The following is a 22,531-nucleotide window of genomic DNA, read 5'->3' as shown; positions in this document are numbered from 1 at the left end:
CGTAAATGATTTTTCTTTTATAGTAACAAAATTATGAGATTGAACTAAAAGTATATATTGCATTGATAGATATAGAGTGCTAAAATTATTTTATAATAGTAAGAGAAGACAGAAAATAATACCTGCTTTAAAAGGAACGACAGAATTTTATCTGGTATATAAAATATACGTTTGTAATTTGAAAACAAGAGATATTATGGGGGAAAGAAATGGGACAAGTTACAAGATATTCACAAAGTGAACAGGCATGGAATAGATCTGAACAGAATAGAATTACGGAACTTCAATTAGCCAGAGGCTTTCAAACTGCGGATATTTATTTGAACAGAGCATATTTGGATGTATTTTCTGCTGCGCCAATTATTTCACTGAATCGTTCTGAAATGGATATATCAAAACTTCGTCTGTTCGAAATATCGAAGTTAGTTTTTGATGCAGAGGAAAAATTTACAGATAAATTGATGAGTGTTTATTCAGCACTTCATAGCATGGAAAGTTCAATTGCAATGCTCATAGATAGTGATGGAGAAAAAATCCAGTTTTATATTGGAACTCGTTCTGAAAAAAATCCTGCGATTGCAGGAGATATTTTAGAGTCTACATTAAAAGGAAATTTTCCAGGAATTGTTTATGAAACAAAAAGTATGAATGACATTCAAAATTTAATTACTGATATACAAATGCAAAAATCAAAGAGTCTTTCGTCTGTTTCTATAGTGCCCTCGATTCGGGGTGAAGAACAAAAGATGGATACATTTGTACAGGGAATTGAAAAATTTATTGACGCGATGAATGGGAAAAAATATACCATGTTATGTTTGGCTACGCCATTAGACTATCAAACAATGGAGAAAAGAAAACATGGATATGAAGAACTTTGTTCTGCATTGACACCACATGCGAAAATGTCAGTGGCTTTTGGAGAAAATGAAAGTTTGGCTTTGAATAAAAGTATATCAGCAAGCTTTTCAAAATCTGTAAATAGAAGTGTTAGCAATTCAAATACAGTTAGTTCATCGAATTCAAGTGGGACAAATGCAAGCGCCAGTAGCGGGAGCAGCTATAATGGAAGCTTTTCAGGAGACGGCAGTAGTTTCGGTTGGGGTGGAAATAGTGGATATTCTAATGGATCTTTTGACTCGTATACATCGGGAAATTCTTTTACCAAAGCTATATCAGATAGTGAAGGCTCAAGTACAACAGAAGGAATGTCAAAAGGAGAAACAGAGACGGTTGGTTCTTCAAAAACGGTTACATTGAACTTCGAAAATGCGGGTGTAAATAATTTAATTGAAAGAGCTAAAGCACAGTTAGAACGTTTTAAAATGTGTGAATCCTTTGGAATGTGGGAATTTTGCAGCTATTTTATGTCAAATGATATTCATACTTCTGCGCTTGCGGGAAATGTATATAAGGCATTAATGACAGGAGAAAAATCGGATGTTGAAAGTGCACATTTTAATATATGGTCGCTAAATCAAAAAGAAAAGATTCAAAAAATTGAGGAAAATGTTTTACATTTTGTGCATCCTAGAGCAGAAATACAAGCTTTTGAAGAAGGATACAGTAAACAAATAGTAACGCCGACGAATCTTGTGAGTGGAAACGAGTTGCCACTTGTAATGGGATTGCCTAAAAAGTCTGTTGCTGGTCTCGCCGTTATTGAAATGGCAGAATTTGGACGTTCTGTTGTTTATGAAAATAATGTACCAGTAAGACCGATAGAGTTTGGTAATATATATCACATGGGGGTAGTAGAAAAATCCAGAGTACTTATGGACTTGGACTTATTGGCGTCACATTGCTTTATTACAGGATCCTCTGGATCTGGAAAATCCTATGCGACCTATGAATTGTTAGAACAACTTTTGCAAAATGATGTAAAAATCATGGTTATTGAACCTGCTAAAGGTGAATATAAGCAAATATTTGGGGGATTAAAGGGAATTAAAATTTTTACAACGGATCCCAATTCATATAGGCTTTTGAAAATTAATCCATTTCAGTTTCCTGACAATATTCACTTACTTTCACATATAGAACAATTGCTACAGATTTTTAATGCTTCGTGGCCGCTATATGCGGCGATGCCGGCAATATTAAAACAAGCGGTTGTAGATAGTTATACACGTTGTGGCTGGGATGTACAGAATTCTATTTGGATTCCGGGTATTTGCGATCATAAATATCCGGTATTTGCGGATGTTTTAGAGATTCTTCCAGAAATTATTAACACATCGGATTATTCATCTGATTCAAAAGGAGATTATAAAGGGGCATTATTAACAAGAGTTCAGTCGATGACAGTTGGAATTAACGGATTGATTTTTAAGAACAGCCTTGGAATTGAAGATTCGTTGTTGTTTGATAGTAATGTCATTGTGGATTTAAGTGAATTAGGTTCGGATGAAGCGATTGCCTTGATTATGGGCGTTTTAATTATGAAATTAAATGAATATCGTAAAGCACAGAGAAAAGAAAATTCCCGGATGATATTAAATTCACAACTGAATCACGTGACTGTATTAGAAGAGGCACATAATCTGTTGAAGAGGACCTCTAAGGATCAAAACCAGGAAGGCGCCAATATGGTTGGAAAATCTGTGGAAATGATCAGTAATTCTATTAAAGAGATGAGAACGTATGGTGAGGGATTTATTATTATTGATCAGTCACCAATGGCAGTTGATTCTTCGGCGATTGAAAATACTTCAACCAAAATTATTATGAATACTCCAGCTAAAGAAGCTTGCGAGGAATTAGGAAGCGCACTTTCGCTTAGCAATGAACAGACTAAAGAACTTTCACGTTTGAATGTAGGGGTTGCGGCGGTATTTCAAAAGGGATGGCTTTCACCAGTACTAATGAAAGTAGATAAGTGGGATAACCGATATAATACACAAGTGGAGATGACGAATACAGTTGATTTGAGAGTTACAAGAGGAGAACTTTTAAATGCACTGTATGAGCAGAAAAATGAAGAAAAATTTTCACCCATGCGTTTAAGAACAATTACACGTTCTTCAGTAGTCCCAATTGATAAAAAAAGAGAATTGGATGAAGTTTTAAGGTCGTATAATGAACGATTTCCAGTAAACCATCCATTTGATCGGTATTATTATGGAAATCTACTTATCGAATTAATGGGATGTGAACAGTTATTTAAGGTAATTCCATTGAGTGGGATACCAACTTATAAAGAATTTGATGAAGTGGATGAAAATACACGAGAATTTTCTGAGATGCTATATGCTTATAAAAAAGGAACAGAATCTTGGTTTAAGAAATTTTTTGATGCATTTTCTTTTTATATTGCTAGTGATAATGAAAAAGCAAAAGCGGATGGAATTTTAAGTATGCTATATGTAGTTGGGCATGAAGGAAAGATAAAATATTATCGAGATGACAGACTTGCGATGCTATGTAGAATGTTATACAGACAATTAGGAATTCTGTTATGAGAGAGAACTGGAGGAAAAGAATATATGACATTTGGTGGATTTAAAGAAACTAGTGAATCAATGGAAAACAATGAAGCCAAGACTGAAAATACAGAAAAAAAACGTAATCAGATTTTGGAAATTCCAGACGAATATAAAGATGATTTTGATAAAAAAATAGAAACCAGTGAAAATAAAGAGCAACAGACGGATACTGAAAAAAAGGATACACCAGAGGGGGGAGAAAAAAACGGATGGTTTGAAAAAATCAAAGGTTTTTTTTCAAAAGAAAAGGAAAATAACATTGAAAAAGAAGATGAGCCAGAAAAGAGCGAAAAGCCGGATAAACACCGCTCATTTGTTGATTCGCAAAAAGTGGATATGAGTCCAGAAGAGGTTAAAGCATATAATGCTGCACATGGATATGAGGATAAAGTAACAGAACGACCTAAGGGAGGCATTGATCGAGAAAAGACGCTTGAAAATGAAGATCCGCGTCGGGATGCATATAATGTGGAAAAAGAAGATACTGAAGATACGACAAATAATTCTTTATAGGAGATTATAAAGTGAGATGGCAGCAGATATACAAATTCAATTTAATCCGTTTCAACAACAGTTGAATATTCTTATTGACGGAAAACAAATTTCAACGTATAGCCATTTGATACAATTTGCAGACGAAAGTATTTGGCAATGGCATTCGGAAATATTGAATGCTCTTTATAATGAATTGCAGGATGATTTTTCTCTTACTTTCATTGGAACAGAGCTGGACGCCGAAATCATGTGTTTCACATGTAAAAAGAGTAATCATTGCTTAAAATATACCCCAAGACTTCCGGTGATTAATCGCTCTATTCAAAAAAGACTTGGAGAATTAAATCAGCTGATAAAAAATCAGAAAAATATTTTGTGTAAAAAAACAATTATAGAGGCAAAATTTATTATTCCGAATAAATATCAAGATTGCTTAGAAGATATTTTGAGCATCGATATTAGAAATTTGTTTTGTGAGGTAAAAGTAGAGGCATCAAGTAAAGAAAAAATATGTATAGAAAACCCCGAATTAACATATCTATTTATTCTTTCTGAAAGCATTTCTGAGGGGAAAGCAATAGCAGATAAATACACATTACAAAAATACACATTACAAAATCCGATTTTTATAATGTGTCAAGGAAATGCAAATAAGCTGGTAGAAATTAGTGATTCTTGTTTGATCTATGAATGGGATTTTCAAAATATTATTTCGGGAGTATTTGAATGCTTTTTGGGATTCCCACTTAGGAATGCATTGAGAATATGTATTCAAAGTCTTAATGATTATGCCTGGATGCAAGAAAAAGTAATTGATATTACAACTATGGAACCCAAAATAAATATTGTGCTTGATAGTACGGTTGAAGTAGGAAAAAGTAATGCTATACAGATTACTTGTGATCCTCCGGTAAAGGAACCACCCAAAATAGTATTTAACATTTTGGATAAAACGATAGCGTCTACGAACAATCTTGCGATATTTGGTATAAAAACTGGGATAACAGAGATAGAAGCGTATCGTTATGGAAGTAAAATTCCGTTTCAGGTAATTAAACTGAACATTATTCAGCGTAACAGAATTAAAAAAATCATTTTAGATGAAGATGAGTTGATTATTGGAATTGGGGATAGAAAAAAATTGAATTTTGAATATTTCCCGATAGACGCAGATAATGTCAGCAATGTAACATGGATGAGTTCGAATAAAAAAATAGCCGAGATAGATTCGGAGGGATTATTAATTTGCAAAGCAAGTGGAAAATGTAAAATTTTTTGTACGGCGGAAAATGTTTCGGCAGTGTGTACGTGTGAAGTATATCCGTATCTGGAAAATCTTAGTGTTGCATTGCCGAATGGAGAAAACAAGGAATTGCAATTAGAGCAGATGCAGGAATATGAGTTACAAGTAAAGACGTATCCAGAAAATAGTATTGATGGTGAGTGGTTTGTGACAAGTTCAGATTATAATGTTGTTAATATAGTAGGAAATAAGATACTGGCAAAAAATACGGGAATAGCAAATGTTAGCGTAACCAATGTATCGAAACGAAAAAGTGTATCGTTTACAGTGAAAGTTTACAAAAAAAAGAAGAAATTCATTGAAAGATTTTTAGGAAAACATAGCAGTTAAGAATGTAAAAAGGAGGGGAAATACTAATAGGCCAAGACGTCCTTAGAAAGGGACAAGAAAACTACTGTTTTGAAAGGAGTATGTGAGATGGGAAAATATATAGGAATTGATTTAGGAACGACATTTTCATGTATGGCGTATATTAATGAAGAAGGACAGCCAGTGGTTATTCCGAATGGCGAGGGAAAAAATACGACACCGTCCACGGTTTTATTTGATGGAACTTCAACGATTGTAGGAGAAGAAGCAAAAAACCAAAGCATTATAGATCCACAAAATTTTGAACAGTTTGTAAAACGTCATATGGGAGAAAGGGACTATTTGTTTTCGACCGAAGATGGGGAAAAATATTCGCCAGAAGCTATATCGGCAATTATTCTTGCAAAAATGAAGGCAGATGCAGAGCAGCATCTCGGAGAACCAATAGAGGGGGCTGTTATTACAGTACCGGCATATTTTAATGAGGCACAGAGAAAATCAACAATGGATGCTGGCAAAATTGCGGGATTAAATGTGCTGGCGATTATTAATGAACCAACGGCAGCAGCATTGGCGTTTGGAATAGCCAAAGGAACCGAAAAAGAACAAACTATTATGGTTTATGATTTAGGCGGTGGTACTTTTGACGTTACGGTCTTAAAATTCGATGCTGAAAATATTACAGTTCTTGGAACTGCTGGAGATCGTAAACTGGGAGGATATGATTTTGACGAAAGAATTATAAATGCGGTAATTGAAGAAGCAGCAGAACAGGGACTGGACATAAAAAATGATTTGGTCGCACGTCAAGAATTGCAATTAAAGGCGGAAGAAGCTAAAAAGACACTTTCCGTAAGAGAAAAAGCAAATATTGTTTTGAATATAGGGGGATGTCCATTTAAGTATTCTTTAACGAGAGAAGAATTTGTGGATCTTGTTGAACCATTATTATTTAAAACGGTAGGAAGTATGGAAACGGCATGTGATGAGGCAGAAATAGAATATTCGGATTTGGATAAGATCTTATTGGTTGGCGGATCAACAAGAATGCCGATAGTAAGAGAATCAATTGAAGAAGAAACTGGAATTGTCCCATCATCAGAAGTACATCCAGATGAAGCGGTTGCAATTGGAGCGGCGTATTATGTATTAGATGCATTAAAAACAGAGAAGAAAAAGGTAGAGAAAGGAGAAAGTGATAATAAGCAAGTTTTGAACGCAGCAATACCGGAAACATCCAAAAAGTATACTTTTACAGATGTTACGTCACATGGGATTGGAATTGTTTGTACGGGAAATAATGATCTGGAGTTTAATTCTGTTATACTGCCTAAGAATACACAAGTGCCAGCGGAGTTTACAAATGAGTATTGCACGACGGTTCCATTTCAAGAAAAGTTGTATATTCAGGTAACACAGGGAGAGGAGGAAGACCTTCGATATGTAACGGTTATTGGAACAGCAGAGATAGAAATAATGCCACGTGAAAAGATTGTTGGAATTGAAGTTACAATTTCATGTGATGAGAATTCAATTATCCATGTTCGAGTGTATGATATGGATTTACAGAGAGATTTAGGTGAAATGCATATTGACAGAGTTTCAAATCTTACAGAAGAGGAAATTAGCAAAAATAAGCAAAGGATAAGCAAACTTGATATTAGTGGTGAGTAAAATAAATTACGATGAGAGGACAAGATATTATGACAAAGGGCAGTAAAATTTGGTTGTGGATTTTAATGATTGCCGGGGGATTTTCGGCAATTGCAGGTCTTGCTGCTATGAAGTATTCAGCAGGAACTGGAATTTTAACAGTGATAATAGGCAGTTGTCAAATAGCAGGAGCGGCTCTTTTATTATTTAAACAAAAAAAAGAAGGATTCTATCTTATCTGTGTAATAGCTGTTGTTGATTTTATTTATAGTATGATAAATCATACCAGTATATTAATGGCATTAATACGTCTAATAGGAATGCCTGGTATTACCTATTTATTGTTATATAGGAATTCAGAAAGTAAAAATCAGAAAATGCCGGCTGAAAATCCTGATGTAGTACCGGTGCAGAATGCTTCCAACAATTCTAATATGGAAAGTACTGCGAGAGTGGAGTTGGATTTTGAAGAAAATAAGAATACGGCAGAAGCAAGTAGTACGAAAACAAGTGAACGAGCATCAGATCCTAACGGAACGAAAGAAAAAACGCAGACTACACAAAATACTGCAAAAAAATCCACGGGATCATTTGAAAATAAAATGCCTGTTTTTGGATCTGCGAAAAAAATGGATATTTCGGAAGATCTCTATAAAGAATTAGAAATAGATAGAGCATGGGACGAAAAAACAATTCGAACATATCTGAAAGGAATTCAAAAGATTTGGACACAGCGTCAGGGGGCAACAAATGATAAGGAACAATTGCTTTTAATTGATAAAGTTTTAAAGCTGATAGAGGATGCTTATAGATTTTTAACAAAAGCAATTAAGAGACAACAATATGATCAGGCGCTGGAACTTGCCTATAAGGCCGGAAAGATTAGAGATGTGGCAGAAGAAAAATTACTTTCGTTGCTTGAACGGGCAAAAGCATATTATCGTAAGGGAAATTTGCAATTAGCAACAAAATTTGCAGAAGAAGCTATAGAGGGAAAAGTCAACGATGTTTCTGCATATGACCTTCTGGTGCATTGTTATTTTGAAAATGGTATTTATGATAAAGCATTAGATATAGTAGATAAAGGACTTGCAGTTTTTGCAAGTGATCTTAATTTACATTGGCTGGGAGCAAGAATTGCGACTATTGGAACAAAAAATTTTGAAGAGGCACAGCAAAGGGTTAATGCGTTGCTTGAACTGGCGCCAGATAAATCTATTGGGCATTCAGAACAAATTTATTTACATTTGAGAAAAGGGGATGAGGATCTTGCTTTTCAGGAGATAGACTCTTATATAACTGCACATCCAGAGGATGAAGAGTTTAAACAAGGAGTTGCATATGACTTGGATGCGTATTCGAACACGTGTTATTATTATGACGCAGCACAAAATTCTTCCTTTATTGCGGATAAAACGTCTTATGAAAAATGTCTAGCATTGCGGTCAAAAGCTGTAGAGATTTTTGAAGATGAGCATACGCAGAATCAGTTGGAAAGAGCTAAATATTATGGACGAAAAGAATGGAATGACTGGAATATGCCATCTATTAAGTTATTAGCTTTATATGGAACTATTTTTACTGTGATGGGATTTGCGGCAGATATGTTTTTGGCGTTTGGCATTGTATTATATGCAGTTATGGGGGTTTTAATTTATTTTAGTTTTAGACCATATTGGCAAATTAATAAAACATATGTTACCGGTGAAATGGGAACCGCAGAAAAGATCATTAATCGTGTAGGAGATGCAACTGCACAAGCTGCCATTTGGGGATTCCAAGCATTTATTAAACTTCTGGGCATTCTTTTTAAATTGTTTTTTGTACTTGTAAAATGGTTAGATTTTTAAAAAAGGTCTAATGGGTGAATGGATAATATTGAAATAAGCAAGAGCGAATTGAGATAGTGTCTGGTATAAGAAAAAGAGTGAGTACAAATAATAAATTAGGCGGATTATTTTAATCCGCCTAATTTATTATTGGAAGTGTGGTTGATTTTAGCAACTATAATTTTCTTTCGAGATCATTCAGCTCCTGCTGTTTTAAAAGCAGATCCAGCATTTGATTTACGGTTAACAAGGTAGATGTATTACAGCGGCTGAGTTTTTCAGCAATTTCTTCATCAATCAGGCGATCACGCTTGGCATATTGGGTATCAAGAAGAAAATAATCAAGATCCTGATCCAAAGCAAGCGCCAGCTTGGTAAGCATGGAAAGAGAAACTTTTGTCTGTGCGGTTTCAATGTGACTAATATGGTTATTCGAACAGCCGACCAGACTTCCGAGATCTGCCTGACTGAGTTTTTTTTGAAGGCGAGCAGTGCGAATGCGTTGTCCGACCATTGTATAGTTAATTTCCGGCTGCATGAGGAACCTCCGTAGTAAATATAATTTTTATATTATAAATGGATAAAAAACATAGAACAACCAACTAATAATATATATTGCATTTATTGATGTAATATGATAAAATTTTTGTGAAAAATAGATGAATTGAAAAGAAATACGAAATGGAAATAAGAAAAAATAAACAATAAAAACTTTGGTGGTGTGGGGGAAAATGATAATAGATCACTACGATAATTTATCTTTTGATGAAAAAGAGTATTATAACAAGATATATTACGGAATATTAAAAGGAAATGATTCAATTCGGCTCCCGGGATTATTTGATGCGAAAGTTCTGGACAAGATCATTATGGTACTCAAATATGAGCATGCTGAAATATTTTATGTGGATTTTCAAAGAATGGAATATGTCATAACCCCAGAAGAACTTATTTACTATATCCGTTATACAATGCCGATAGAAGTGCGAAACAAAAAGAAAAATATTATGGAAAATTGGATTGCGGATAGCCTGGAGTGGATGAAAATTCAATCAGGCGATTCGGAATCAGATATTTACAGAAAGGTTCATAATTATCTTATTCGAAATATTTTGTATGATTATGAAGCGCTGCAAAATCCAGAGATGCATCCGGAAGCATTTACAATAGGTGGGATTTTTGAAAATAAAAAGGCAGTTTGCGAAGGAATAGCGAAGGCATTTAAAGTGTTATGCGATTATGTGGGGGCAAAAAATGTGTATGTTGTAAATGGAACGGCTTTAAGTAAAAGGTTAAAGATGATATATCCTCATACGTGGAACATGGTAAAGTTTAATGGGCAATATAGTCACATAGATGTTACCTGGGATCTTGAACCTAGCAGGACGAGCAGATATAACAGGTACGATTATTTTATGGTTCCAGATGAATGGATGCAAAAGGATCATGATTATGATAACAGTATCAGATGCGACGCAGTAGAACAATCCTACTTTTATAGACAGAGCTGTTTGATTCCCGGACCTAATTCATTAAAAAAATTTTTAGATGAAAAACTGCAGAATAAGATATCTGTTTTATATTTTAGAATTAATGGGGAAAATGGTCTTCCTGACGATATAGATAGTAAGGTAGATAATATAGTGCAGGAAGCGGTGCGAAAGTATGCCACATCAGACTATATGATTCAAACAGTTTCAAATCAACTGCAGAATATATATTTCTATAAAATTAGTGACAGGTGGTGAAGAGCGTTGAGCGATGAATTACAGCGGGCGGATAAAGGCATTTCCGGTTTCCTGCGATCTTTAATGATGACAAGTACAGATCGGATAAATGCATGGAATCGAGGAATAATAGAATATCAGCCATGTTTTATTGATGCTTTTTTTACACCTGATCGTGGTGTATACAATGCAGTAATTTCCGGCGGTGAAAATAAAATGCGTGTAAAGGCCATGGCAGCTCAAGCGATCTGTGCGGTGAAAAATAATTTTCCTGTTGTAATATTACATGAAGGAAATTATGAATTAGAGGATCAAATAAGAAATGTTTTTGGCGGAAATGATAAATTTGTAGAAGTAAATAATGATACATCATGCTTTGAGCCGTTGTTTTCTTTAAATGAGTTGGAAATTGCAAATCAAATTATGGAAACCGCTTCCGAGTCATACGATATGGGATGGAAAGCCCGTTATTATATTGAAGGAATTGGGGAGTACTTGAAAAAGAGCGGCAAAAACCTGTCATTCAATATGTTTTCAACGTGTCCTCATGCACAGATGTTTGAAAAAGTGGAAAATTTACGCATGCAGGGTGGCATTAACGATATAGAAGAACAACAAATCAAGTCAAAATTAATGAAAGGTCAAAGCGAAATTGAAAAATTAGATACTTATATGGCGAGTTTAAAAATGGAAATGGGTGATTTACGATATATTCCGGGAAATGGTCAGCAACCAATCAATATCATCAGTGCACTGAATAATGCGGAAATCATTTGTATTGATATAGTGTCGGCAATGAATAAATTACTGCTCAATACGCTGGTATTTCAGTTAAAACTGGCTCTTTCAAAGGGAATCCGATATACATTAATTGTAGATTCTATATCCTTAAATGCAAATGAAGCATTTGCCAATTACTTAAAGGCACCAACAGACAGAATATGTACATTAATTGCTGCAGATGATTTTTATTCTATGGTAGGCGGTGACGAAAAAGCTTTTAATGCACTTATGGGGCGTTGCCAGATTGCGGTTGTGATGTCTCATGCTTCTGGAAACAGTGCGACGAAGTGGGCTGAAATCTTTGGGCAATATGATAAATATGAAACCTCTTATTCCAGAGCGAAAGGTTCTAGTAAGAGAACACCATTTTCCTTGTTTGCCAGCCCATATCAGAATAACACAGTTAACATAAACGAGCGACGTGAATACGTGGTTAAGCCAGAAAAAATCATGAGAATGGGATATGGTGAAGCCTATGTATTGACAGCTGCGAGAGGGGAACTGGCGCATCTGATCTTAAATGATGAGTGATAAAAATTTGAATGAAAGGATATTTATAAAAAATGGCAAAAAGTAATGCTGAAAAAAGAGCCGCGTTCATTGAGAGTCTTAGAACTGATTCTGTGAGCCAGGAGCAAGCAGATGAAAAGAGAGAACAAGTGACCGGCAACAATGCAAGTGATAATGAAGATAATAATGAAAGTAATGGTGAAAATAAAGGAGAAGCACCGGAACTTGAGCGTTCATTAGATGAGGAAGTTGGCGAGGAACGATAATACCAAAATGGTATTGCAGGAAAGGATCTTGATATGAGTGTAGGAAAAAGCATTTTAGAAGGATCGGTTGTTTCAAGAAATGCGGCGCCGCGGATGCCAGTTAATTCCACCGTGGTATTAAAAGGAGAAATGAATGGAAAATCTGCCATGATAGGTCTTGATGAAGACTTGCTTAGCAAACAAATGCTCCTGGTTGGAGGAACTGGATGTGGAAAAAGTACACTTTTTTATCATATGATCCGACAGTTAAAAGATAAAATGACAGATGACGATGTTATGATTATTTTTGATACAAAAGGAGATTTTTATTCCAGATTTTTTGATTCATCCAGAGATTACGTTATTGGAAATTCCAGTCAATATTATGAAGAATCGGAACGATGGAATATATTTAAGGAGATCGTTGCAGATGGATGGGAAGACAAGCAGGTAATTCTCAATGTACAGGAAATATGTAAAGCTTTTTTTGAAGAACGAGTGAAAAAGAGTAACAATATATTTTTCCCAAATGCAGCACGAGATCTTCTGGCAGCAATATTAGTTACCATTGTACGTTTGGGAGCAGACAGTAAAGAATTTGTGAGAAAAATTTTTTATAATGATCGCTTTAAAGAATACCTGGATTCGTCATCAGGAGAAAAATTATGTGAGCTTTTAGAGGGGTATCCCGATATGAGATCTGTTTTAAGCTATATCAAGGGAAACAACCAGCAATCCCAAGGAGTTTTAGCGGAAATGTATTCCGTTGTTCGAGACATTTTTATAGGTGTTTTTAATGAAAAAGGTGGATTTTCACTTCGAAACTTTGTACGTCAGAAAGGTGGAAGAACTTTATTTATTGAATATGATCTTTCTATTGGAAATGTTTTGACACCGGTATACAAGATAATGTTTGATCTTGCATTAAAGGAAGCTCTGGGGCAGACGAAAAACAGAGAAAATGTTTATATGTTCTGCGATGAATTCAAACTAATACCTAATTTACAACACATAGAAGATGGGGTGAATTTTGGGCGTAGTTTAGGCGTGAAGATTTTTGCAGGACTGCAGAGTATAGAGCAGTTATATGAGACTTACGGAATAAGCAGAGGAAAAAATCTGGCAGCTGGTTTTTCAAGCATTATTGCATTTCGAGCCAATGATGTAACAACAAGAAATTACATATCTAATTTGTACGGAAAAAATATGGTATTGGAGCAATATCAGAAAATGAATGGAGAATGGGAAGAAGAAAGAAGAATGGGAAACACAGTAGAAGACTGGGACTTGAACAGCCTGAAGGTGGGAGAAGCAATCGTAGGTTTACCGTTTGAACAACCATTTCGGTTTTATTTTGAAAAGTATAGTGGGCAGTATTAAAAGAATATAAAGTTTTTTCGGGAAAAGCGTATTTATTATGATATATAAAATAGAAGCCCGGAATTACTTTAAGACAAAAGAAAGGAGAGAGGAAAAATGTCTTCGGAAAAAAATACTGAAGAAGAAATGCTGATTCAGAAAGGTTACAAGCTTAAGATTCCGCAGTTGATGCACCAGCCAGTTGTCATTGCTGTTGATGTCAATAATTCTATGAACACCATGGAGGCGGGGCAGCAGAAAACAAACTTGAAGTTAATACAGGATGTGATCAATCAGATTGGACAGGATTCAGAATTGAAAGAGGAAGACAAGAAGACGATTGACCTCTGTGTTATGGCATTTTCAGATGATGATGGCATGGAAGGTTGGCTGCCCTTATCAGAGTATCATGGTGGAACTACACGGAATAAGACAGAGTTTCATGATGTGGTGAAAAAGTCATTGAATGCGGTACGTACCATAAAAAAATCTATACGATGCAAGGAATTCTATGCAAATGTCCGTTGATTTTTATTATTACCGATAGAGACACGGATCCGAAGTACAATAGCAGTGAAGTCGCAGAAGTAAAAGAATTGTGTGAAAGATATGTAGATACCAACAAAGTAGCTCTTGATGTTATTCTATTGCCAGGTGGAACTGCTTCGGGTGTCAAACAGTTGAGTTCAAAGGTAAAGATTTATAAAGTAGACGATTGCACATATGAATTATCAGTGGTCAAAGAGTTTATTAATGCATCAATGAAACATAGAAGTGGGCCTTGCCCAATTGGGGTGCAGTCGCAGGATTTTTGGAATCCTTGGATAAGCCAGCCTGTAGGAAAAATATCCAACGAAAATCAATGTGTTGCGGACGATGCAGATGTCTGGGCATGATTTAGAAAAAAAATAAAAATTCTTTCGGGGAAAAGCTGGATATTCAGATATATATAATAGGAACCCACAAATTACTTTAAGGATAAACAAGGAGGAAGAAAAAATGTCTTCAGAAAAAAATGCTTATGCAGAAATGCCAGTAACTCAGAAAGTTTACAAACTTGAAACACCACAGTTGATTCATCAGCCAATGATTGTTGCTGTTGATGTCAGCACTTCCATGGACTTCAAGGAAGAGGGACAACAGAAAACAAATCTGAAGTTAGCTGAGGATATGCTTAATCAGATTGGACAGGATCCGGGTTTGAAAGGGGAATACAAGAAGACGACAGACTTCTGTGTCATGACATTTTCGGATGATGTTACTACAGAAAAAGATTGGGCGCCATTATCAGAGTATCATGGTGGAATTACGCTGAATAAAGTGGGTGTGACGGCTTTTCATAATGTAGTGAAACAGTCATTGAATGCGGTACGTGCAATAAAAAGCTCCTATAAGACGAAGGGAATTCGGTGCAAACGTCCGCAGATCTTTATTATTACGGATGGATATTCGACAGACCCGAAGTACAACAGCAGTGTAGTTGCTGAAGCAAAAGAATTATGTGAAAAATATGTGGATACGAACAAAGTAGCCCTTCATGTTATTCTGCTGCCAGGTGGAACAACTTCAGATGCCAAACAGCTGAGTTCAAATGCAAAGCTTTATAAAGTAGATGATTGTGCGTATGGATTACCGGCAGTCAAAGACTTTATTAATGCATCTATCGTGGCATTTTCCAGTTCGGCTCCAGGAACGACTGCACAGATTCAAGTGCCGGATCAGCTGAAAACAACACAGGATGTAAAGAAAACATCCACCGGAAAACGTTACGTCACACAGGATGTAGAAAAAGATACGTGGAACTAAGAATTTATTGTTTGATAACAAAATAAAAGTATAATTATTTAAAAAAAGTGTCGGGGAGCAAAGCAGTCATTTGCTCCCCGATGGTGAAATTATATATGGGAGGAAAGTTATGTTATCAAGTTATTGCTTTTCACTTGTGGGAAAGGATCATATTAAAAAGCATATGCCTTGCCATGATTCCAGTTTGATTGCAGCTATTTCTTCATCATGGAAAATTGCAGTAGTGGCTGATGGCGTTGGAAGCTGTAAGCATGCGGAAACAGCCTCCAAAATCGCAGTGGAGACCGTTGCAAAGTTAATAAAAGAGCAATTTCCACCATTTGTTTCAGATGATCAGACATATTTCAGCGTTATTCGTGCGGCAATGCATGGCGCTGCAAATGCGATTGAAAGATACGTAGAAAAAAATGATGAAGGAAATGAGCGAGAATATCAGACAACTCTTTCGGTTGCAGTTATGAGTAGCAAATTGTTGTACTATGGAAACGCAGGTGATTCTGGAATTATTGCATTGGATGATCAGGGAGAATATCATTTAGTAACAGAGCAACAAAATGATGATGAGGGACGTGTTTATGCAATGCCATCAAATCGCATTTTTGAAGTGGGAAAAGCAAAATTCACTCCGGTTGCAGCATTATGTATGACAGATGGAGTATATAACAATGTAGTTCCTTTTTTACTGCATGATTATAAATTTCAGGTAAATGTGCCGTTTGCTAATCTGTTTATTACATATGCATTAGGGTTGGGAAAATCTAAGGAGCAAGAAACAACAGAAAAGTGTAAAAAGGAAGCGATTCAATATTTGCAGTCTGATGAATGCAAAGACATGACAGATGATTTAAGTGTCGCGGTACTGGTTAATACGAGTTCTGGTTTAACCAGGGAAGAAATTAAATGGGAAGAGCCGGAAATTGACTTTTATGCTCTTAAGTGGAAAGAAATTTCTATTTATCCATCTGAAGAAATCCGAAATAGCGTATTTTATAAATACATTCGTGAAAAAAATCCGGATTGGACAGAAAAACAGATAACGGAACTTTTCAAAAAGTATACTGGTACTCCGAAGCAAGAAGAGATTCCTAAAGAAGAGAAAAGAACGAAATCGGATTCTTCTGAGGAGCAAAAAACGCAGAGCCATACCCAATCAACGGAGGGGGAGAAAAAGCAAGGACAGGAGAAAACACATAGCAATAAAGCACATAAAAATAAAACAGAAAGTGGATTGTACGATTTTTTGAAAAAAAAATTGTAAAGATACAGAAGCTGATATTTATAAGGAAAGGACAATGAAATGATTGCTTATGATATAAATGGCAGAAGCTATTCCCTTAACGAAAGCAATTTGGGCGGGGGAGAAGGTAAATTATATTCTGTTGCTAATCATCCAGAGTTGTATGCCAAAATTTTTAAAGAAGAAAAGCGTACAATAGGAAGAGAAGCCAAAATTCTTGAATGGGAATATATGTTTGAAGCAAATGAACTCGATAAGAATTTTAGTGATCAGGTTGTTATTCCTCGAAAGTGTTTATATTCACAGAAAAGTGGTCAGAACATTCAAACATTTTTGGGATATTTAATGGAAAAACAAACGTCCTTTAAAGTATTAAAAGATGTTTATGTGGAAAACGATCTTAGTTATGCGCAAAAAGTATGGGCTGCACGGAATTTGTGTATTTTGACAAACAGAGTACACTCGGCGCAGCGGGGAATAACAATCGGAGATTACAATGCAGATAATATTGTTATATTTCCTCAAACCAGTACGGCTAAATTTATTGATGTGGATAGTTTTCAGCTGACGATCCACCGCAGTAATAAAAGAATTCTTTGTCCTTGTACAGTAGGTGTGCCCGAATTTATGGCACCTGAAATTGCCAGAAGATTGAAAAAGGAAAAAGCAGATTTGGAAAATGTTGATCAAGATGCGGATAATCCGGTTTTTAATAAATATACGGATTTGTATGCAATGGCTTATCACATTTTTGCACTTTTGATGAATGGAAGTTCCCCATTTGCATCTATGGCTAACATGGAAGAGATTTCACAGCATCCATCGAAAAATGTATCGTCAATCGATATAGATCAATTTCATGCAGCAGAAAAAGGAGAATTCGTGTTTGCACGTCATTTACTTTTTAAAAAAGCACCGGAGTATGCACCAAAATACAAAATGCTTTCTCAAGAATTGCGGAAGTTATTTGAACGCGCTTTTATTGAGGGAGCGAAAAATCCGAAAGTGCGTCCAGAAGCAAAAGAATTTTATGATGCATTGACGGAGTACCTTGAATCTTTAGAGGAATGCCATTGTGGCCATTATGGACACTATATGCCTTCAACGTATACAGGGGAATGTGAGTGGTGCCGCATTGAGAATTTAAAATAATTAACGATAACAGTTCCAGAAAATGCGAGAGTTTTCGCAGCACTGTTTTTAGGTGTTTTCTGGAACTGTTATAAAATCAATGAATAGAAAAGCAGCAGCTTAATTTTTGAGGAGAAATGGAAATGATTGTTTACGATGCAGATGGAAAAGAGTATTTGATTGAAGAAACTGATTTAAAAGGTGGCGAAAGTAAGTTATATACTGTTGAGAAGCATCCGGAATTATGTGCAAAAATTTTTAAAGAAGAATATCGTACAAGAGGGCGAGAAGCAAAAATTCTTGAATGGGAGAACATGATTGAAAGAAATGAGTTAAATAAAAGTTTTTGCGATCAGGTGGTTGTTCCTAAAAAATGTTTGTATCTTCAGAAAAACAATCAGAAATCTTCGGGATTTGCAGGGTGTTTGATGGATGAACAGGCGAATTTTAAGAATATAAAAGAGATTTATACAGCAAAAGACCTTAGCTATCCGGAAAAAGTTTGGATAGCAAGAAATTTATGCGTTCTGACAAACAGAATACATGAGTTAAAAAGAGAGGTGATCATTGGGGATTACAGTAATATTATCGTATTTCCGGCTAATGGTACGGTAAAATTAATAGATGTTGACACTTGTCAGCTTGTGACTATTTATAGAAATAAAAGAGTTCTTTGTCCTTGTACAGTGGGAGTACGAGAACTTATAGCACCTGAAATTGCCGGAAGATTGAAAAAAGAAAAAACGGATTTAGAAAATGTTGATCAAGATGCGGATAATCCTATTTTTAATAAATATACGGATTTTTATGCAATGGCTTATCACATTTTTGCACTTTTGATGAATGGAAGTTCACCGTTTGCATCTATGGCTAACATGGAAGCGATTTCACAGCATCCATCGAAAAATGTATCGTCAATCGATATTGATCAATTTCATGCGGCAGAAAAAGGAGAATTCGTGTTTGCACGTCATTTCCTTTTCAAAAAAGCACCAGAGTATGCACCAAAATACAAAATGCTTTCTCAAGAATTGCGGAAGTTATTTGAACGCGCTTTTATTGGAGGAGCCAAGGATCCAACCGTTCGACCAGATGCCATGGAATTTTATAATGCGCTTACAGAATATTTCCAATCTTTAAAAAAATGTGAATGTGGGCACTATATGCCTTCGAATTACAAGGGAGAATGTGAGTGGTGCAGAATAAATCGTGCAGAAGGTTAAACAAATTATATTATGATGAAACATGAAAAAAGCAATAATGAAAAAAAGATAGAAATACCAGATAACCAGATTGTATATGACCAGAGAAAGGTAATAAACCAGACGATAGCAATAAGAAGAAAAAGGTTTCTTGAGAATGAAAGAAGAGTTGCTATTAATAAAGGTATAAATATAGTTTCTTTTTTGCTGATAGCTGCGGCAGTCCTTTTTCTGCTTCGAGTTCTGCAGATAAAAGAATTTGGTCAGATAAACCAGAAGAGAATTTTCCAAAATTTGCAAAGACTTTATAAAGAAAACGGCATAATAATAGCAGTACATGCGAAAAAAAATCTTTTAGTGATACAAAAAGTAGCAGCTTCTACATTCTTTTCATGTATAGTACCAAATTTTGTATATTTTAGTGTGGGACTACAGGAGTTACCAGGCAGAATAAGCACTAATATTCATGTAAAAGAAGGAATAAAACAAATATGGAATTGCGTTGCTGTTAATATCCAGGTGATAGTAGCAGGAATTCGGAAGTTTATTTCCATAATATCAAACAACCTTTGGTACGTTTTGGATAAAGTTCAAGAAATAGTTACTAAGTTAATAAGAAAAAAATAAGAAGCTTAAAAGGGAAAAAGTATGTTTTATAATATAGCACTAAGAACAGGAATAGCACTTAATTTTATTGCAATCATATCAAACATGTTAATTTGTTTTATAAATGATGAAAGCAGATGGAATGGGCAGATGAAGACGATATCATCCAAATGTAGAAATATTGGCTTGATTTACGTCGCATTAGCTTGGTTTGTTGGAAATGGGGAATTTGTAACTGCGGGTCGGGACACTTACGCACAAGTAGCTTATTGGATGCAAATATTTTCCAGTGGATGGATCATTGTTTTTGTGGCCACGTTGTTTTCAAAACTTTGGAAAAAAGGTGAAGATCTTTCTGGAAAAGCGTTGGTGTCTGCATTATTGTATTTTGTGATTGCTTATTTAATTCATTAAATGAGAAAAATCCAGTACAGTGGATATTGCTTATACAGAATATACTCAGATGATTTCAATGTGGATTGAATCAAAACAATATGCAGAATTGTCATTAAATTATAGTAAGGCGACAGCATTTTTTGCAACAGCAACTTATTTAGAACAGAGGTAGATTATGATTCAAGGAGAAGTAAAAAGTGTTGTAACGGGAGTTGCGCTGGTGATAGTTTGTTCGTTTATAAACGAGAAAAATCTAAACTAATTATTTACTAAGTCCTCAGACATGAGTACTGCATATCAAAAATCCCCGCATTTTAGCGGGAATTTAGCGGATTTTATAGAAATGGACAGGCACAGCATAGAAAAAATCAAAATTTTTATTGGGAAAAGTTTATTCACGGAGATATAGATAATAAGCACTTAATTCTCCGGTATCATATAGAAAAATATCCGATAGTTTTTCAATAGCCGGGATACCTTGGTAATGAGAGTGATTATTCGGAGGAGGTTTCTGCCCGACGTTTGATTTCTGCATTAACTGTACACTTTTCGTTGACCTATTAGTTGTAAGAGTGGTTCTGTGGGGAGGATATAGAAATGAAAATGGTCAAGTCAGTTTATACAAAAATACTCGAGAATGTTCCTGATCACATGCCTGAGACTGGTGGTATGTTAGGCGGACAGAATGGAATTGTCACAAAGATTGTGTTTGATGACGGAAAAGAGGACGATTTTAGAAGATGCCATTATACACCGAATGTTGTAATGCTTAATGATTGTCTCGTGGAATGGAGTAAAAGCGGGATTGAGTTTTATGGTCTGTTTCATACTCATTTTTACGGGGTATCATCGCTGTCTAAAGGAGATAAAGTATATATTAAAAAGATATTAGAGGCAATGCCACAATCAAAGAAAGAGTTGTTCTTTCCGATTGTTGTGCTGCCGGATAAAAAAATCATATCATATCGTTGCTATTTAGAAGGAAGCAATTTGATTGTTGCTGAAGATCCGGTCATGTGTGTGGCGGATTTTGAAAAATAGTTTTTGCAAAGGAGATAATAAGATGAAAGAAGAAATGAAGAGCACGAGCACCCAGACTATTACTATTGAGATTCCGGAAGGAACTTTTGAAGGCAACTGTTCTGATTGTGTCTATGCAGACTGGAATGATACGGATCGCTATGGTAGAGTATATTGCCGTGGTGCTTACGGCGGATATAATAATCCGAGCGATAGAAACGGTTGTTTCCATTATAGATAAGAAAATGATGCTCCATTTGGGAGTTGTCAAGCCCCATAATAATTGATAAATCAGGGCTTCCTACAAATTAGCAGAAGATATGTTATGTGTACATCCCTGGATTTGATTTTACCAATCCAGGGATGTCTTTGCAGTAAGATAAATTTCTTTTGCAATAGATAATTGCCTGAAAGTAGTTTTAGAAGGAAGAGAGAGAGTTATGAAAAAGATAAAACGTATTTTTATAATGCTGTTGTGTGCAAGCATGCTTTGGGGATGCGGAAAAAGTGAAAGCACTACAGAAACATTGAGTGAATCAGCACCGAAGGATTTGCGGAAACTCAATGAAGAATGCATCACAGTAGAAACTGGTGAAACCGAAATGGATACGGAAACCGAGGGAACGGTGCAGTTAAGTGTAGAATTCCCGGATTACAAGAGTTTATATCTGGAAGCGAATGAATCAGAGGATCCGGAAGAATTTGTTCAGGAAGCTTTGCAGCAAAAGAAATTTAAAACCTGTAAAACTGAGATTACGGCCAGGGTTACTGTTGAGAATGGAGAAACGGTAATTTATAAGGAAGAGGCCATTAACCAGTTACTTGAAAAAGAATTTACAGACGCAATCAACGCACTGGCGGAGGAGTAAAGGGTATGAAGAGAATACTGGCTGCAATGTTGATCATCAGTATGACAGCAGGAATGACGCTGCAGAATGTTAAGGCGTCGGATGAAGAAGTTTATTACAGTGAAAGCCAAATAGAAAGCATTGCTCAAAACTATACAGAGAATGAATCGTTATTTGAAAAATGTTTATGTTCGGATGAGGGAATTGCCTATTGGAAGATGATGCATAAAATTAATGCGGATCATGCATTTACGTGGGCGTTGGATATTTCTTCGAAAATGATTGAGGAATACCCGGATAAAAAACGATACGCGGAAATACTCAGCTGCTTAATCAGTATGCAGACAGGAAATGTTGTTGAACAGGTTTCCGAACAGAGTAGATTTGATCATCTTAAAGATACGGAAGACATCACATGGAATGCGATGGAGATTGCAAATGAGCTTGTAGGAAAGACAGGAGTTATTGGTTCTATCAATGATATAGTGGGAAAGATATTTGATGGAACATCAACTGTTATTAAAAGTAAGGAAATTGCTAAATATTATGAAACGATATTCCAGGATTATGCAGAATCAACGATGTTT

General features: G+C 35.6%; 22 protein-coding genes. 21 read left to right on the top strand and 1 reads right to left on the bottom strand.

The window, feature by feature from the left end; translation table 11 throughout:
- The first annotated feature begins 209 nt into the window (after window positions 1-209).
- The 5 genes from ACY2VW_RS05040 to ACY2VW_RS05020 all read left to right on the top strand — a co-directional run bounded on the left by ACY2VW_RS05040 (window position 210) and on the right by ACY2VW_RS05020 (window position 9,095).
- Window positions 210-3,461 (top strand): ATP-binding protein, encoded by a 3,252-nt coding sequence (locus tag ACY2VW_RS05040; protein WP_461877289.1) that lies wholly within the window; start codon window positions 210-212, stop codon window positions 3,459-3,461.
- Between the two features lie 24 nt (window positions 3,462-3,485).
- Entirely contained in the window at window positions 3,486-3,998 is a 513-nt protein-coding gene (locus ACY2VW_RS05035) for a hypothetical protein (RefSeq protein WP_461877288.1), read from the top strand.
- Window positions 3,999-4,014: 16 nt separating this feature from the next.
- Complete coding sequence (locus ACY2VW_RS05030; RefSeq protein WP_461877287.1) at window positions 4,015-5,613, top strand: Ig-like domain-containing protein; 1,599 nt, start codon at window positions 4,015-4,017, stop codon at window positions 5,611-5,613.
- A gap of 87 nt (window positions 5,614-5,700) precedes the next feature.
- A complete protein-coding gene (locus ACY2VW_RS05025; RefSeq protein ID WP_461877286.1) occupies window positions 5,701-7,266 on the top strand; it encodes an Hsp70 family protein in 1,566 nt (521 codons plus the stop codon).
- Window positions 7,267-7,295: 29 nt separating this feature from the next.
- A complete protein-coding gene (locus tag ACY2VW_RS05020) occupies window positions 7,296-9,095 on the top strand; it encodes a tetratricopeptide repeat protein (protein WP_461877285.1) in 1,800 nt (599 codons plus the stop codon).
- Between the two features lie 154 nt (window positions 9,096-9,249).
- Here the strand turns inward: ACY2VW_RS05020 and ACY2VW_RS05015 are convergent, their stop codons facing one another.
- The gene (locus ACY2VW_RS05015) at window positions 9,250-9,612 is read right to left on the bottom strand and encodes a helix-turn-helix domain-containing protein (protein WP_461877284.1); all 363 of its coding nucleotides are present in this window, start codon (window positions 9,610-9,612) and stop codon (window positions 9,250-9,252) included.
- Between the two features lie 193 nt (window positions 9,613-9,805).
- Between ACY2VW_RS05015 and ACY2VW_RS05010 the strand changes: the two genes are divergently transcribed.
- From ACY2VW_RS05010 to ACY2VW_RS04935, 16 genes are all read left to right on the top strand, one after another.
- Window positions 9,806-10,822 carry a transglutaminase domain-containing protein gene (locus tag ACY2VW_RS05010; protein ID WP_461877282.1) on the top strand — a complete coding sequence of 339 codons (1,017 nt, stop codon included), beginning with the start codon at window positions 9,806-9,808 and terminating at the stop codon, window positions 10,820-10,822.
- A 6-nt stretch (window positions 10,823-10,828) separates the two neighbouring features.
- Window positions 10,829-12,115, top strand: a complete 1,287-nt coding sequence (locus tag ACY2VW_RS05005; protein ID WP_461877281.1) for a hypothetical protein — start codon at window positions 10,829-10,831, stop codon at window positions 12,113-12,115.
- A gap of 32 nt (window positions 12,116-12,147) precedes the next feature.
- Window positions 12,148-12,360 carry a hypothetical protein gene (locus ACY2VW_RS05000; protein WP_173829892.1) on the top strand — a complete coding sequence of 71 codons (213 nt, stop codon included), beginning with the start codon at window positions 12,148-12,150 and terminating at the stop codon, window positions 12,358-12,360.
- 33 nt (window positions 12,361-12,393) lie between these two features.
- Window positions 12,394-13,719, top strand: coding sequence for a type IV secretory system conjugative DNA transfer family protein (locus ACY2VW_RS04995; protein WP_461877280.1), 1,326 nt, complete (start codon window positions 12,394-12,396; stop codon window positions 13,717-13,719).
- Window positions 13,720-13,815: 96 nt separating this feature from the next.
- A complete protein-coding gene (locus tag ACY2VW_RS04990) occupies window positions 13,816-14,226 on the top strand; it encodes a hypothetical protein (RefSeq protein ID WP_461877279.1) in 411 nt (136 codons plus the stop codon).
- Complete coding sequence (locus tag ACY2VW_RS04985; protein WP_461877278.1) at window positions 14,223-14,594, top strand: hypothetical protein; 372 nt, start codon at window positions 14,223-14,225, stop codon at window positions 14,592-14,594. The genes ACY2VW_RS04990 and ACY2VW_RS04985 overlap by 4 nt, the downstream gene beginning before the upstream one ends.
- A 103-nt stretch (window positions 14,595-14,697) precedes the next feature.
- Complete coding sequence (locus ACY2VW_RS04980; protein WP_461877277.1) at window positions 14,698-15,504, top strand: vWA domain-containing protein; 807 nt, start codon at window positions 14,698-14,700, stop codon at window positions 15,502-15,504.
- Window positions 15,505-15,613: 109 nt separating this feature from the next.
- Window positions 15,614-16,762, top strand: coding sequence for a protein phosphatase 2C domain-containing protein (locus ACY2VW_RS04975; RefSeq protein WP_461877276.1), 1,149 nt, complete (start codon window positions 15,614-15,616; stop codon window positions 16,760-16,762).
- A 39-nt stretch (window positions 16,763-16,801) separates the two neighbouring features.
- Entirely contained in the window at window positions 16,802-17,893 is a 1,092-nt protein-coding gene (locus ACY2VW_RS04970) for a hypothetical protein (protein WP_461877275.1), read from the top strand.
- A 122-nt stretch (window positions 17,894-18,015) separates the two neighbouring features.
- Window positions 18,016-19,095 carry a hypothetical protein gene (locus ACY2VW_RS04965; protein WP_461877274.1) on the top strand — a complete coding sequence of 360 codons (1,080 nt, stop codon included), beginning with the start codon at window positions 18,016-18,018 and terminating at the stop codon, window positions 19,093-19,095.
- 12 nt (window positions 19,096-19,107) lie between these two features.
- Window positions 19,108-19,701, top strand: a complete 594-nt coding sequence (locus ACY2VW_RS04960; RefSeq protein WP_461877273.1) for a hypothetical protein — start codon at window positions 19,108-19,110, stop codon at window positions 19,699-19,701.
- Between the two features lie 21 nt (window positions 19,702-19,722).
- On the top strand, window positions 19,723-20,094 hold the full coding sequence (locus ACY2VW_RS04955) for a hypothetical protein (protein WP_173829884.1): 372 nt from the start codon (window positions 19,723-19,725) through the stop codon (window positions 20,092-20,094).
- 579 nt (window positions 20,095-20,673) lie between these two features.
- Window positions 20,674-21,117, top strand: coding sequence for a hypothetical protein (locus ACY2VW_RS04950; RefSeq protein ID WP_461877272.1), 444 nt, complete (start codon window positions 20,674-20,676; stop codon window positions 21,115-21,117).
- Window positions 21,118-21,139: 22 nt separating this feature from the next.
- Window positions 21,140-21,337 (top strand): hypothetical protein, encoded by a 198-nt coding sequence (locus ACY2VW_RS04945; RefSeq protein WP_461877271.1) that lies wholly within the window; start codon window positions 21,140-21,142, stop codon window positions 21,335-21,337.
- Window positions 21,338-21,536: 199 nt separating this feature from the next.
- A complete protein-coding gene (locus ACY2VW_RS04940; protein WP_461877270.1) occupies window positions 21,537-21,965 on the top strand; it encodes a hypothetical protein in 429 nt (142 codons plus the stop codon).
- A 5-nt stretch (window positions 21,966-21,970) separates the two neighbouring features.
- Window positions 21,971-22,531, top strand: a 561-nt coding sequence (locus ACY2VW_RS04935; RefSeq protein ID WP_461877269.1) for a hypothetical protein, incomplete at its 3' end; no start/stop codon positions are given.

This window comes from Fusicatenibacter sp. (genome assembly GCF_977045365.1).
The sequence above is the reverse complement of the archived record's forward strand: the minus strand, read 5'-3'. Positions and strand labels throughout refer to the sequence as shown.